The organism is Flavivirga jejuensis, assembly GCF_030540765.1.
GTDB classification, from domain to species: Bacteria; Bacteroidota; Bacteroidia; order Flavobacteriales; family Flavobacteriaceae; genus Flavivirga; species Flavivirga jejuensis.
This window is the reverse complement of sequence record NZ_JAUOEL010000002.1, coordinates 323,496-337,719: the sequence shown is the minus strand read 5'-3', so window position 1 is coordinate 337,719 and position 14,224 is coordinate 323,496. Positions and strand designations below refer to the sequence as shown.

The 14,224-nt window shown below is 32.8% G+C and carries 7 protein-coding genes; 5 read left to right on the top strand and 2 right to left on the bottom strand.

What is annotated here, in order from left to right:
* The first annotated feature begins 50 nt into the window (after nt 1-50).
* Genes Q4Q40_RS06425 through Q4Q40_RS06410 form a run of 4 tightly spaced genes read left to right on the top strand, consistent with a single transcriptional unit; the run spans nt 51 to nt 6,534 of the window.
* A complete protein-coding gene (locus Q4Q40_RS06425; protein WP_303300962.1) occupies nt 51-1,442 on the top strand; it encodes a sulfatase in 1,392 nt (463 codons plus the stop codon).
* 29 nt (nt 1,443-1,471) lie between these two features.
* The gene (locus tag Q4Q40_RS06420; RefSeq protein WP_303300961.1) at nt 1,472-2,629 is read left to right on the top strand and encodes an alpha/beta hydrolase; all 1,158 of its coding nucleotides are present in this window, start codon (nt 1,472-1,474) and stop codon (nt 2,627-2,629) included.
* Nucleotides 2,630-2,631: 2 nt separating this feature from the next.
* Nucleotides 2,632-5,007 carry a glycosyl hydrolase family 95 catalytic domain-containing protein gene (locus Q4Q40_RS06415; protein WP_303300960.1) on the top strand — a complete coding sequence of 792 codons (2,376 nt, stop codon included), beginning with the start codon at nt 2,632-2,634 and terminating at the stop codon, nt 5,005-5,007.
* 6 nt (nt 5,008-5,013) lie between these two features.
* Nucleotides 5,014-6,534, top strand: a complete 1,521-nt coding sequence (locus Q4Q40_RS06410) for a sulfatase-like hydrolase/transferase (protein ID WP_303300959.1) — start codon at nt 5,014-5,016, stop codon at nt 6,532-6,534.
* A gap of 107 nt (nt 6,535-6,641) precedes the next feature.
* On the opposite strand, the gene Q4Q40_RS06405 is transcribed toward Q4Q40_RS06410, so the two are convergent.
* Complete coding sequence (locus Q4Q40_RS06405) at nt 6,642-9,164, bottom strand: T9SS type A sorting domain-containing protein (RefSeq protein WP_303300958.1); 2,523 nt, start codon at nt 9,162-9,164, stop codon at nt 6,642-6,644.
* A 411-nt stretch (nt 9,165-9,575) separates the two neighbouring features.
* On the opposite strand from Q4Q40_RS06405, the gene Q4Q40_RS06400 reads away from it, so the two are divergent.
* Nucleotides 9,576-12,065, top strand: coding sequence for a sulfatase-like hydrolase/transferase (locus tag Q4Q40_RS06400; protein ID WP_303300957.1), 2,490 nt, complete (start codon nt 9,576-9,578; stop codon nt 12,063-12,065).
* 245 nt (nt 12,066-12,310) lie between these two features.
* Here the strand turns inward: Q4Q40_RS06400 and Q4Q40_RS06395 are convergent, their stop codons facing one another.
* Complete coding sequence (locus Q4Q40_RS06395) at nt 12,311-14,164, bottom strand: arylsulfatase (RefSeq protein ID WP_303300956.1); 1,854 nt, start codon at nt 14,162-14,164, stop codon at nt 12,311-12,313.
* Between the last annotated feature and the right edge of the window lie 60 nt (nt 14,165-14,224).

Below are 14,224 nucleotides of genomic sequence, written 5' to 3'. Positions count from 1 at the left end.
CTATTTTTGAATCATTACATGTAGTTAAAATACCTGGAATTTATATATAAATGATAAAATACTTTTTCCGTTTTAAAATTTTAATTGTCGTTTTACTTTTTATTGCCTGTGCTTCTATCCATTCGGAACCACCCAAAAATAAACCTAATATCGTTTTTATTGTTGTGGATGACTTAGGGTATTCTGATGTGGAGTATATGAATCAGAAAAAAGGAATAAAAACACCAAACATTAACAAGTTGACTAAAAGTGGCATGACTTTTACAGATGCTTATACGGCTGCACCTGTATGTTCTCCTACTAGAGGAAGTCTTGTTACAGGCAAATCTCCTGCGGCAGTAAAAATCACCTGTCATATTCCAGGAATAGGCATGGAGAAATATGCATCAAAACAGAACAAAAACAAAAAGTTAAAAGAAGCTTTCTTTTTAGATCACTTACCATCAGAAGAAATAACTGTTGCTGAAGCTTTAAAAACACAAGGTTATACAACAGGATATATTGGTAAATGGCATTTAGGTGGCGGAGGTTCCAGAAATACAAAAGATGGAATTGTTGATGCTAATTTTAATCCTGATAAACAAGGCTTTGATGTAAATATTGGAGGTTGTGCTTATGGTCAACCCGCTCGTTATTTTTCTCCTTATAATAATGGAACCATAACAGATGGACTTAAAGGAGAATATTTAACGGATAGATTGGGAGACGAAGCTGTAAATTTTATAGAACAAAACAAAGAAAAACCTTTCTTCTTGAACTTAGCGACTTATACGGTTCATAAACCTTTGGTAGCACCAGAGGAAACCATTAAAAAGTATGATGGAAATAGATATTTTGCCATGATAGATCAATTAGATGAAAACGTTGGAAAGGTGATGGATAAGTTAGAAGAACTAAAATTATTAGAGAACACCATCGTTATTTTTTATTCTGATAATGGAGGACTTTTTGGAAATCCTCCTTTAAAAGGTAAAAAAGGAACCTTAAATGAAGGGGGAATACGAGTGCCTTTGATTGTAAATTGGCTAGGAAAAGTAAAACCAGGAAGTGTTTGTAATACACCTGTTACAAGTGTTGATTTTTTTCCAACGTTTGTTGAATTGGCAGGAGGTAATGCAAATAAATATTCAAAACTGGAAGGAGAAAGTATATTGCCTTTAATACAAGGAAAAAAGGATACATCAGAAAGAACGCTTTATTGGCATTTTCCGCATTACAGACGAGAAGGACTTTCTATGGGAGCAGCCATTCGTAAAGGAAAATGGAAATACATTGTTGGTTTTGACACGCAAAAGGAGTATTTATACAACCTAGAGGAAGATATTGCGGAGGAGCACAATTTATTTGAAACCCATACTGAAAAAGCACAAGAATTAGCTAAAGATTTAAAAAAATGGCAAATTATGGTTGATGCAGAAATGCCCATAGGTTATAATAAATAGGTTATAAAAGAATATATAAACAGATAATTATGTGTAAACAATTAAAAGCAATAGTATTATTATTTATAATGTTGATTTGTTTTAAAGGAATTTCTCAATACACAACGGATGACCAATCGAACGGATTATATAGAGGAGAATTTATAAAAAAGAAATGGAAATCACTAGACAGAAATAACGATGGAGTATTTTTAAAAAGTGAAGATAGCAAACAATGGAAACGTGCTAAAAAATATGATATCAATAAAGATGATAAAATTACTTATGAGGAATTAGTCGCTAAGTTTGAACCCCCTTATTTAAACGTTGGAGGAGAAAGAAAACTAAACGTTTTGTATAAAGAAACTAAAGAGCAAGATTTGTATTTAGACATTTACTATCCTAAAAACAGAAAAAAAGATGAAAAATTACCTGTGGTCATATACACACATGGTGGTGGATGGGCACAAGGTAGTAGACATGGAGCTGCCAATGCTTCTTTTAAGGTTGTACATACGGCATTGTTAGAGAAAGGGTTTTGTGTAGTATCTGTTAGTTACAGATTATGGAAAAAAGAAGGAAGTACAGCAATGAGAGACTGTGTTATTGATTGTAAAGATGGATTGCGTTATTTGTCTAAAAACAGTAAAGAATTAGGAATTGATAAAAATCGTTTTTACTCTTTTGGTGATTCTGCTGGAGGTCAAATATCACAAATGTTATTGTTAAGCTCACCAGAAAGCTTAAAAGGAGATCCTAAATTAAAAGATTATACTTATAAAATGGTTGCTGGAGTTTCTTGGTATGGTCCCTGTGATTTTGAAAAGACGAGCTTATTTAATCATGATGATAGAGAAAAATTTAAAGATAGATTTGGACCTAGAATTTTACCGTCAAATACTAACAAAAAAGATCAATTGGCTTTTTATAGAGAAATGAGTCCTATTAACTATCTAACTAAAGACAGCGCTCCATTATTAATGATACAAGGGGATAAAGACACCACTATTCCTGTAAAACACGCTTATTATATGGAAGAAAAGGCAAAAGAGATTGGTGCACCTGTTATAGTTTTGATTGTAAAAAATGCGGGGCATAACTGGAGAAAAGTAGAGGCAAATATTAACCCAACTCGAGAGTCAATAATTAAAACCACTGTAGATTATTTTGTATCAAAAAAATCTACAGCAATATCAAATATTAAATAATTATGTATAATATAAAAGCACTTATTTTTTGTTGTTTTGTTTTCTTTTCGACTTCTTTTTTTTCACAAGAAAAACATATTGATTTTAAAGTAGATTACGAGTCCTTTTTATCCAAACACGATATGCTTTGGGATATTGTTCCAGACAAATGGCAAACAGCACCATATACAGGTAATGGGAATATTGGTTTTTTATTTTATCAAGCAGAGGAATCAGAAAGTAATGTTATATCGCTTTATATAGGAAGGCATGATTATTATGATCATAGAGAAGCGAAAACAAAAGCTGAAGAAATGCTTTGGATTAAACGAAGCAGGTTACCACTTGGTTATTTCAACTTGAAATCAAAAGGAAAAATAACAGGAGTTAATATGCGCTTAGATTTATGGAATGCAGAATTAACAGGTGTTGTGACCACATCTAAAGGAACCTATAAAATTAAAGGTTTTACGCATAGTACAAAAGATGTTATTTTTTTTGAAACAGATACAACAGACGAAAAAGTAGAAATTACCTGGCATGCCGAAGATCCTATACCACCAGTTTATGAAGTTTTAAAAAGTGGGGGTGGTCCAAAAGGCGGTACTTGGGATAAAATGAGAGCTACTACTTTAGAAATGCCACCACAACCAACGCTTAGCAAAAAAGATGGTTATAATTTCTGTTATCAACCTTTATTTGATAATAGGGGAGAAACAACAACAGGTTGGAAGATATTAGGGAGCCCTTCAGGAAAACAACAATTAATAGCAAGTGTTCATCACACGTATCCAGAACATAATTCATTAGAAATAGTTACTGAGAATTTAAAAACAGGGGAGAAGCTCATCAAAGAAAACAGGTTTGTTTCTTCTCATCAAACATGGTGGCATGACTATTATCCTTTGAGTTTTTTAACTATTAACGATGCCGAAAAAGAATCATTCTATTGGATACAAATGTATAAACTTGGGGCTGCCTCTAGAGGAAATGGCCCTATTTTAGATTTAATGGGACCTTGGTATAATAGAACCTTTTGGCCAATGGTTTGGGGTGATTTGAATGTGCAATTAATCTATTGGACACATTTAACTGCAAACAGAATGTCTATTGGAGAATCTTTACCAAATAACATTGATAAATACACTGAAAACTTAGAAGGAAATGTACCAAAACATTGGAAGAATAGTGCAGCCGTAGCAGCTTTGTTGCCACAAGATTTAATAGCATATAATGGAGGGAAAGTACCAGATATGTTAACATGGATGTTGCATGATTATTGGTTGCATTGTAAATTTGATGAGGATGAGATTAGAATGCGAGATAAATTGTTCCCTATCTTAAAAAAGACAGTCAATAGTTATTTAAATTATATTAAAGACAATCCTGTAGATGCTGATGATGGCAAAATTCATATTAAATACAGTTGGTCTCCTGAGTATAAACCAGGACATGGTCAAGATATTAATTTTACCTTGGCATTAATCCGTTGGAGTTGTCAAACATTAATAGATATTGATAAGCAACATAATTTAAATGATCCCTTATTAAAAGAATGGAAACATTTACTAGACAATTTAGTTGATTTTCAAATAGATGAAAACGGACTTAGAATTGGAAAAGATATTCCTTTTTCTAATCCACATCGTCATTATTCACATCTACTGGCTTTTTACCCTTTAATGGTAATTACACCAGAAAATGAAGCAGATAAAAAACTATTGCGCAGGTCTCTAGATCATTGGTTAGATGTTACATTTAATAGTGGTAAAAAAATTAAAGCCATGCCCGTAACAGGTTATACAGCTACAGGGGCATCTTCTATGTATGCTAGTTTAGGCGATGCGGAAAAGGCGTATTATTATCTTGATTTTTTAATCAAACACGAAAATATTTCATCAACAACTATGTATTCGGAAGGTAAAATCAATCCAGTTATTGAAAGCCCTTTATCATTTGCAACGAGTTTGCATGATATGATGCTACAAAGTTGGGGCGGGAAAATAAATGTATTTCCTGCAAGTCCAAAACTGTGGGAAGATGTTTCATTTCATAATTTAAGAACACAAGGCGCATTTTTGGTAAGTGCTAAAAAAGTAAAAGGAAACACCGAATTTATATCTATAAAAAGTTTAAAAGGAAATACATGTAACGTACAAGTCGATTTTGAAAAGCCAAAATTTTATATCAACGGAAAATACCTTGACATAAAAGAAGAAGATGGATTATATAATATTGATTTAAAGAAAGATGAATCTGTTATTATTACCTCAAAATCTTTAAAGAAAACAGACTTAACAATTATAGAATTACCAAAAACAAAAGAAGAACAAAACCTATTTGGATTCGGTGAAAAAACAAAACGATTACCAGGGCATACCTATTACAGCTCTAATTAACATATTATGAAAACAATTCTATACAGTATATTTATACTCGCTTTTTTTACATCATGTTCTACTCAAAAACAAGAAAAGAAACCTAATATAATTTTTATTTTTTCTGATGATCAAAGGTTCAATTCTTTGGGTATGACAGGAGATCCTGTAACACAAACGCCAAATATTGATCAATTAGCCAAAGAAGGCGCGTTTTTTAACAACGCATATATTACAAGTCCTATTTGCGGACCTAGTAGAGCAAATATCTTTACAGCGCAGTGGGAAAGAAAAAATAAAATCGGTTTTAATTACATTTCTAAAAATATAATTTCTGAGAAAACGTATAAAAAAAGTTGGCAAGTACTTTTAAAAGAAGCGGGATATTCAACGGCATTTATAGGGAAACACCATACCAAAATTGGAGACAAAAAGAATACACCTTTAAGAGAAAACACAGATTTTTGTTATTATGGAGACGGACATTTAGGATTTTATCCTGCAAAAAAACACAAACAGTTTGCCAACCTTAAAAACAAAACACAAATAGAAGGCATGTTGGAGGCTACTAAAGCTTATTTAACACAAGATGATACCTATGATTATTTCTACGAAAATGCAGATTCATCTATTAAAAATCAAATTAAGAAGCGAGATCCTAACAAGCCTTTTTCAGCTTGGATTAATTTAAATCTTCCGCATGCTTCTAGTATTGGTGGTATGGGTTCAAAACCAACAGATCCAGAGTATTACAAAACAGGATACGACGATGTAAAACATAAAATTGGATTGCCTGATGGATATCCTCAAGATATTAGTTTGCCTGAGAATGTGTATGCCACGCCAGATTTAATGAAATATTATGTGACCTCAAATAAAGGTAAATTATTAAATGAAAAACTAAAAATGACTCGCGCTGTTCATGCCATAGATTTAATGGTTGGGAATTTGCGTGCGTTTTTAAAAGACATTGGCGAAGATGAAAATACCATTATTGTGTTTACATCAGACAATGGCTTGTTTTTAGGCGAACATGGATTGGGAGGGAAAACTATTTTGTACGATGAATCGGTTCATGTTCCTATGATAGTTTATTCTCCTTTTTTCACTGACAAAACAAAAGGGAAAGTGATAAACGAATTGGTAGTTGGTCAAGATATTCCTGCAACCATTTTAGAAATGTGTGGTGTCGCTGTTCCAGAATCTTATCAAGGAAAAAGTGTAATGTCTTTAATTGAAGGAAAGAATATAAAATGGAGAAATGAAATCTTTTTAGAAAACCTATTTACAGATCAAGGCTACCCTAGGCAAGAAGCTGTGCGTAGTAAGCAATTTAAATACATTCGTTCTTTTAGTAAAGAAAATGACAGAAACAAATACGTTCCTAATCAATCTATAACTATTAATGAAGCACCTATTTATGAAGAGTTGTTTGATGTTTTAAAAGACCCTAAAGAACAAAATAATTTGGTAGGGAATATCAATTATGAGGCTATTTTAACTAAGTTCAGAGCAAAATGTAAAACCCTTGTTTCAGAACTTGATTAACTTCATTATATGTGAATAACCTAAATTAGACAAAAAACAAATATTTTTACGTCTAATTTAGGTTAGATCTAATAAAATAAATTTCGACTATTAGTCCTTGAAATAATCTATTTTTTTATAAACTTAAGTATATGTGGGTTCCCTTTACTATCATTAGCTTTAAGAACATAAAATCCAGCACTAAGATTCGAAACATCAAAACTACTTTGATCTCCAGAAAATTCTAATATTTTTTTACCTGTTATTGTATAGATAGATACAGATTTAAATTCTTTAGACATTTCAAAAGAATTAGTTACAGGGTTTGGATATATTTTTAATGGTGAATCGTTCTGTTCAATCTGGGATTCACCAATAGAAATAAGGTTAGTACTTTTTATAGATTCTTTTTTTGCTGTAGTCGCAATAAGGAATTGGTTGATTGATCCCTTTACATTATCAACATAATAGATTTTGGTTGTTCCAGAAGCATCTCCATTCGCAAATCCTATTGCCATTTGATCATATCCATCGGGATATGTGCCATGAGCACTAAAGTCAAACTCTAAGTTCTCCCAAGTTTTTGCTGCAGATAAACTTATTTGCTTATAAATTCTTGTATTTAAAGTTGTATTTAGAAGAAAAACTCGAATCTTAAAATCTTTAGCAGTTGGGTTGCCATGATTTATAAAGGCATCCAAAGATATTTTAAGCGATGAAAGGTCTGTAATTGGATTTGGTAAATCAAAGTATATTCTAGCTGTTGTCCCTCCATCTCTTACAAATTTTGTAACTGTATCACTAGTATTAATTCCTGTTTTAAAAGGATTAGAAAAATCTTCAGTAGTTGTACCATCAGATGAACTTTCTACAGCGATGTAATCTGTAATAGTTTCATCTTCATTCTCATACCATGGATAAGTTTGCGCTTCACCAACAAGAAAAGCTCCTAAAGGACGAACATATGGTGTTGCAGCAGCATTAGCCGCAAATTGTTGATCTACATAGTTCAAAACAGCTATCTCATCTGGCGTTATAGTACCATCGTCTGTTGTATTAGAAAAAGTGACAGACCCTCCTGCATCCGTAATTCTCTTTGCAAATCGATATGCCTGTTCCCCATCAAACATTAAATCAGTTTTTTCACTAGACCATCTTTCTCTTATAGGTAAAAACAAATGCTTTACCGTTTGTTTGGTATCATCATAAGATGCTATTGGTGATGCTTCAATATCTGTAACTGTAAATTCTTCATATGCCCAAGAATTAGGTGGTGCGCCTTGTGCTAAAGGTGTAATATGTCCTGCTGTGAAGTCTGACCAAGGGTCTGTGGCTGTCATCTTTATAATTCTATAATCACTTTCGTCATTATCTTCAACCCCATCTGTATCAACCTCTATACGGTTACCATTTCCATCTTCGAAAAAGTCTTTTTCAAAGTTAGTTGTAATGGCAATTGATGGATCTACATTACGAATCATTTGTACAAATTCGTTTTTTTCAGCATCAGTACTTGGAACATCATTAGCTCCTAAGCTTTTATTTACATTGTAAGTCCCAAAAGAATCTAACCAGTAGCCATCTACTCCTAGCTCTTTAAAACGTTTTATGTAACCTTCACATAAATCCATCCATGCGGCATGCCCATCTCCAGAAAAATAAGTATCTACATAATTATTCCACGCTACAGCTCCAGCTGCTGTGGCTCTATTTCCAGGACTTTGTCCATTTAAATATAAAATTACTTTTTTATTAGCATTTTTAAATTCAGTAATTACATCAATAATAATTTGTTCGTTAGCTAAGCTAGGTACAAATTCTTCATCTATAATAGAATTTGCAGCTCCCATTACCGCATCCACATTAGGGTTTGTTCTTAAGGTCCATAATTGTGCATTTGCATTATTGGTAGCATTGGTAATTACATGTCCCATAGTAGGGTAGTTACTTACTATCTCTTGTGCTCCTGCTACATAATCATACCCTTTATTATCAACATAGTCATCTAAATCTTCACCACCTCTTACATACAAACGACCTCCCCAAGATCCTTGAAGTGACTCTGCAATAGCATTGATTGGTGTTTGTTTTGTTGTACCGTAAATTTGATCGATGTAATAGCTCGTTTTTGAATTTGAAGATATTCCATTTCCATAACCAATATACATTTGATTATAACCGCCACTTCCTAATCCGCTTGAAGTGAAATCACTAGGGTTAAAAACAAAAGAAAAATCTTCCCATTCTTGACCTTTGGTGAAATTTATTTGTTTGTATTTTAAATCTCCAGTAATCGTATTTTTTAAATATACTCGTAGACGTTTAGGGCTTGATGGTAAGTTTGACGTAGTAACATCTATATACCCTTTTAAAGAAACTGTATAAGTTGTAGCAGTTTCTATGGGTTGGTATAATTTAAAATAAGTAAAACCTTTGCTTATTGAAGCATTTCTAACAAATTTAGAACTTTTGATATTCGTATTTACTCCATTAATATCTGGATTTACTTTGTTTTTGTTTAATGAGCCTGAGCTTTCTCCTGTAAATAAAATATTCTCAGTTCCTGTTTCGTACCAGAGATACTGTGCTTGAATTTTGTTTACAAAGAAAAAGAGGGGCAGAAATAAAAAAGCGATTTTCAATTTTAACATAATTTTATAATTTAAGTAGATTAATAATGTAGCTAAAGTCCTATTTTTATATGTAATACTGTTGCTTATTCAGACTTTATTATTGCTTATTTAAGTCATTTATTTAATCTAAAGAATTTCTCGAGGTTCTGCGTCGGGGTTTCCGATGTCGCCTCGCCTTTGGAGAGGTCAGAACTGCCAAAAAAGGCAGTTCTGGGAGAGGTAAAATACAGAATTTTGGTTTTTGACCTTTTTAGGTCAAAACCTTATGGGCAACTTGATTGGGTATGAAACCAGCGAAATACCTCTATGACTCTGTCTCGAAGATAGTTGGTTCAAGAAATTCTTTATTAGTTGATATAAGTAACTTTTTGGTTGAATACAGACAAGTTTAACTTTCTATAGAATTTATCTTTGCTTAAAAATAATTTAATGATGAGAAACATTATCCTGCTTTGTTTATTTAGTATATTTTTTTTACCAAAGACGTATGGTCAAGATGTAGTTAAACCAAATATAATAATTTTTTATGCCGATGATTTGGGGTGGCAAGATACTCAATTGAATGATGAAGGCGCAGTTGTTCCTTGGGAAACTCCTAACATGTTAAGTTTAGCAGCAGAAGGAGCTAATTTTTCACAAGCATATTCTCCTGCACCAACTTGCGCTCCATCTAGAACAGCGATGATGAGCGGACATCATACTACGCAAACTAAAATGACCCATGTTGCTGGAGGAGAGATACCTAAAGTGAATAGTAATAACAATGCGAATAAGTTGATTCACCCTTTTTTTCCTGGAAGATTACAAGTTGAAGAAGTTACCATTGCCGAAGCACTGGATGCGCAAGGTTATAAGTCTGGTCATGTTGGTAAATGGCACATGGCAGCTAACCATAATACATTTCCTGAGGCTATTGATCAAGGGTTTGATTTTCAGTTTACTGGAAGAGGTATTGCTTCTGGTATGGGAGATAGAACTACTGGTTATGCAACAGATGCTGTAGATGACCCTTATAGAATTGATGCAGACGGCAGACCGTATGACGCAGTTACAGAAAATGCATTAACATTTTTAGAAGCTAATAAATCTGAGCCTTTCTTTTTATATATGGCAACATGGTTGGTTCATACACCAATACAAACTAGAGATTTGGCATTATTGACTTATTATTGTAATAAATTAGGAATCCCTGTGCCTACAATAGATGAGGCTATTACTACACCAGGACAAACAAACCCTTATTATGGAGCTATGGTTGCTTCGTTAGATTGGAGTTTAGGAAAAATTGTAGATTATTTAAAAACAACTGACGACCCAAGAAATCCTGGGAAAAAATTATTTGAAACAACCTATATCATCTTTTCGTCTGATAATGGTGGTGCAGAGGTCAATAGTGGTGAAATTATTACAGATAATTTTCCTTTAAATAAAGGAAAGAAATATGCCCAAGAAGGTGGCGTTCGTACGCCTTTAGTTATTACTGGTCCTGATGTTATTGTGGGGCATTATGATAACGTTGTTTCGCAGTTAGATTTTTTTCCTACAATTTTATCTTTAACAGATACAAGTGTAGATACGAGTGTTTCTGATGCTTTAGCTGGAGCTGATTTATCGCCAATTTTAAAAGGGACATCTACAATTGTTGAAGATACTGAAGGAAATGAAAGAACAGATCTTTTTTGGCATTTCCCGCACAATAAAGATACCCAAATGCAATCGTCTATTAGAAGTAATGAGTATAAATTATATAAAAACCATATAGACGGCTCTTATGAGCTTTATCAGTTGTATAATATAGACGGAAGCAATAATGATATAGAAGAGGCTACAAATGTGATAAATAGTGTTTCTGAAAGTATTAAAAATGAATTAATTTCTAAGTTAGAAACTTTTTTGGTAGATAATAATGCTAGATACCCCCAATGGAATCCAAATTATACAGGTTCTGGTGCTCCATTGGAGAACCAAGATGCCGTACCTTCAATAACTTCCACAATTTTTGACCAAGACACAAATACAGTAACAAGTACAGTTACCGCTAATTCAGGTCAAGCTGCAATAGATACAGCATATTTTCTTTATCAAAAAAGTGAAGAGAGCGGTGATGAATGGTTTGAATCTACAGCTGCCATCAACGGAAATATTATTACAGCAAATGTTCCAGAAGGCGCTACTACCGTTGTGTTTACGTTAATAGATGAGAATAATTTTTTAATTATATCAGAAGAGGTTGTGACGATTCCTGTTACTCAGATACATTTGAATACTGATCCAGAACAAGCTTTCAATCCTTCAGATAATTATTTAGAATTAATAGGGGATACATCAGTAAAAACGAGTTATCTACAATCTAGAGCATTAGGTAGCGGTGCTAAATTTCTTGTGAAATCAATGAATAATGCATCAGTTGTGTGTGATAAAATTACCTTTAGAGTGAGGTCACAAGTAAATGATGATATATCTTTTAATATTACTATTGGTGATGAGACTAAAAGTTATAATTACTCAAGTGAATCTACCTCTGCTAATGCAGAATTTGATTTCAATAATCCAGTTGCATTTACAAGTGTACCTGAGTCAATGGAATACGTTATTACCGCACTTAGTAATTCTGATAATTTAATTCCAAAGTTTAGAGTTTATGAAATTACATTCCATGTATCGGAAGTTTTAGGAATTGACAATGTAAAAGATAATTCTCAAGGGATTAATTTATATCCGAATCCAGTGAAAGATGTTTTTAACCTTTCAAGAGAAGTTAAATCAGGTGTTTTATATAGTCTGCATGGAGTAAAAACATACGAATTTAGTAATGAGTATAAGAATATAGATATATCAAATCTAGAAACAGGTTTATACATATTACAAGTGATGTATGAGAATGGTAGTAAAAAAACGTTAAAATTATTAAAAGATTAAGCTAGACTTTTTACAACTGAAAATTAGCTCTTGACATAAAAGACAGACCTTCTTTTGTGTCAAGAGCTAGTTTATGATAATTTAAGGAAGAAGATGGTATGTTTATTAGTTTTTAGCTTGAAACTAATAGATTTGAATATGTTTCAGATATCTAAAAATTTACTTTATATATATATATTGTAAACAGTATTTTATAAAAACAACCTCATTTTCCTTACGTCGAACACAGGTTTTTATTAAAATCCCTAATTTACTTTTTCAACATCGATATAAAAAGCATTACAAGGTGTGCCATCTTCCATATCAAAATAAGCTAAAAGTTCTGTTTTTCCTTGAGCAACTTCCATTTCTAGTATAGTAGCTTCCGCACTATTATCTACATCAGATTCTATATTCTTATCACCTACTTTTAAATAGGCCTTTTTAAATTTAAGAGATTTTCCATCAACAATTTCTTCTGTATGCGAAGTTGCTGATTTCCCATTTTTCAACTCAGCACTAAGAGCCAATCCACTCTCTGAGGGCCATCTTCTTAAATGAAATTTATAAGTTCCAGCCTTAACAAAATTAACAGTAAACGGGGCTGGCTCCATAGGTTTTCCTACACGTATTAATTGCTGATTCCATGGTGGATAATAATCTATAGTTCTCGCATCATGACAAGTAATCACATCTATAGCGTCTACTCCTAAATCTATAACAGAAAATTTGGTTTCTTTAATAACGTCTTCCCACCAGCTCTCATAAAAAGCATTCATTTCTACTACTTTTTCTGGATGTTTATCAGCGAGATTAATTGTTTGTCCTGGGTCATTTGCTACATTATAAAGCTCTTTTCCATTATTTAAACGCCAGTTATCTTCCATAACACAACTGTTTCTTCCTTTTATAGGCCATGGCACTCTTTGTGTATCAGTCACTAAAAATCTTTTTGGAGCTTCACGCTTGCCTAAAAGGTAGTCACTAACATCGGTACCATCCATTGTTTTAGTTATGGTATGCGTTTGTCCTGTAAATTTTGTTAAAGTTGGTAATAAATCTACATGCGCTAATAAGCCGTCAAGACTTTTGCCTCCTGTTAATCCGCCATCAGGCCATCTAATAATAAATGGTACTCTATGTCCTCCATCATAATGACTGCCTTTTGTTCCACGCATGCCAGCGTTGTATCCAAAGACCTCATTTGTTTTATCATTGACTTTATAACCCCGCGCTGTACCGTTATCGGTAGTAAAAATTACTATTGTGTTTTCGGCTATTCCTAAAGTTTCCAATTTATTCAACAACTTTGAAAAATTGTCATCAATATTGGTGATCATACCATAAAAACGTTTTTGAGTTTCTTGAATACGTGTTTCGTCTTTATATAAATTATAATATTCTTCTGGAAGGTTGTAAGGACCGTGTGGGGCATTTAAACTTAAGTAACAAAAGAAAGGGTCATCTTTTTTAGCTTCTATAAAGCTTAAAGCTTCATCAAACCATATATCTGTACAATAGCCTTCTTTTTTCTCTGGAATGCCGTTTCTAAAATAAGAATCGTCAAAATAATCATTATTCCAATAGTCTGGAGTTTGTCCTACACCGCCGCCGCCATGATAAAATGCTTCATCAAAACCTCTTTGATGTGGTTTAAAAGGACTATTATCTCCTAAGTGCCATTTGCCAAACATACCTGTTTTATAGCCATTACTTTGTAACACATTAGCTATGGTTGTTTCTTCTCGGTTTAACATAGAAGCTCCCATAATAGTATGCCAAACGCCATTTCTATTACAATTTCTTCCTGTTAATAGCCCTGCTCTGGTTGGCGCACAGGTAGTTCCTACATGGTAGTTTGTTAAGCTTATGGATTCAGCAGCAAATTTATCTATGGCAGGCGTTTTAATAATTGTATTACCTGTATGCCCTAAATCACCATAACCCTGGTCGTCAGTAATAACAAATACAATATTTGGTTTCTTATTTTCTGTTACTACTTTCTCTTGTTTTTCTTTACAGGAGAAAAGCATGAGAGGTAAAATTAAAAATAAGTTATAACATATTGATTTATTTACGTTTTCTAAAATCAATTTACTTTTAAACTTGTTTAGTTTCATAATTAATGTTTGCTTTTATTTTTTGTTATAATGGTTATATAAATGAACTGAAAAAATTAG

Excerpts from the sequence above, each read along its gene's own strand:
- Q4Q40_RS06420 (WP_303300961.1), top strand. The coding sequence starts at position 1,472 with ATGTGTAAACAATTAAAAGCAATAGTATTATTATTTATAATGTTGATT.
- Q4Q40_RS06405 (WP_303300958.1), bottom strand. The coding sequence starts at position 9,164 with ATGTTAAAATTGAAAATCGCTTTTTTATTTCTGCCCCTCTTTTTCTTT.
- Q4Q40_RS06395 (WP_303300956.1), bottom strand. The coding sequence starts at position 14,164 with ATGAAACTAAACAAGTTTAAAAGTAAATTGATTTTAGAAAACGTAAAT.
- Q4Q40_RS06415 (WP_303300960.1), top strand. The coding sequence starts at position 2,632 with ATGTATAATATAAAAGCACTTATTTTTTGTTGTTTTGTTTTCTTTTCG.
- Q4Q40_RS06425 (WP_303300962.1), top strand. The coding sequence starts at position 51 with ATGATAAAATACTTTTTCCGTTTTAAAATTTTAATTGTCGTTTTACTT.
- Q4Q40_RS06400 (WP_303300957.1), top strand. The coding sequence starts at position 9,576 with ATGATGAGAAACATTATCCTGCTTTGTTTATTTAGTATATTTTTTTTA.
- Q4Q40_RS06410 (WP_303300959.1), top strand. The coding sequence starts at position 5,014 with ATGAAAACAATTCTATACAGTATATTTATACTCGCTTTTTTTACATCA.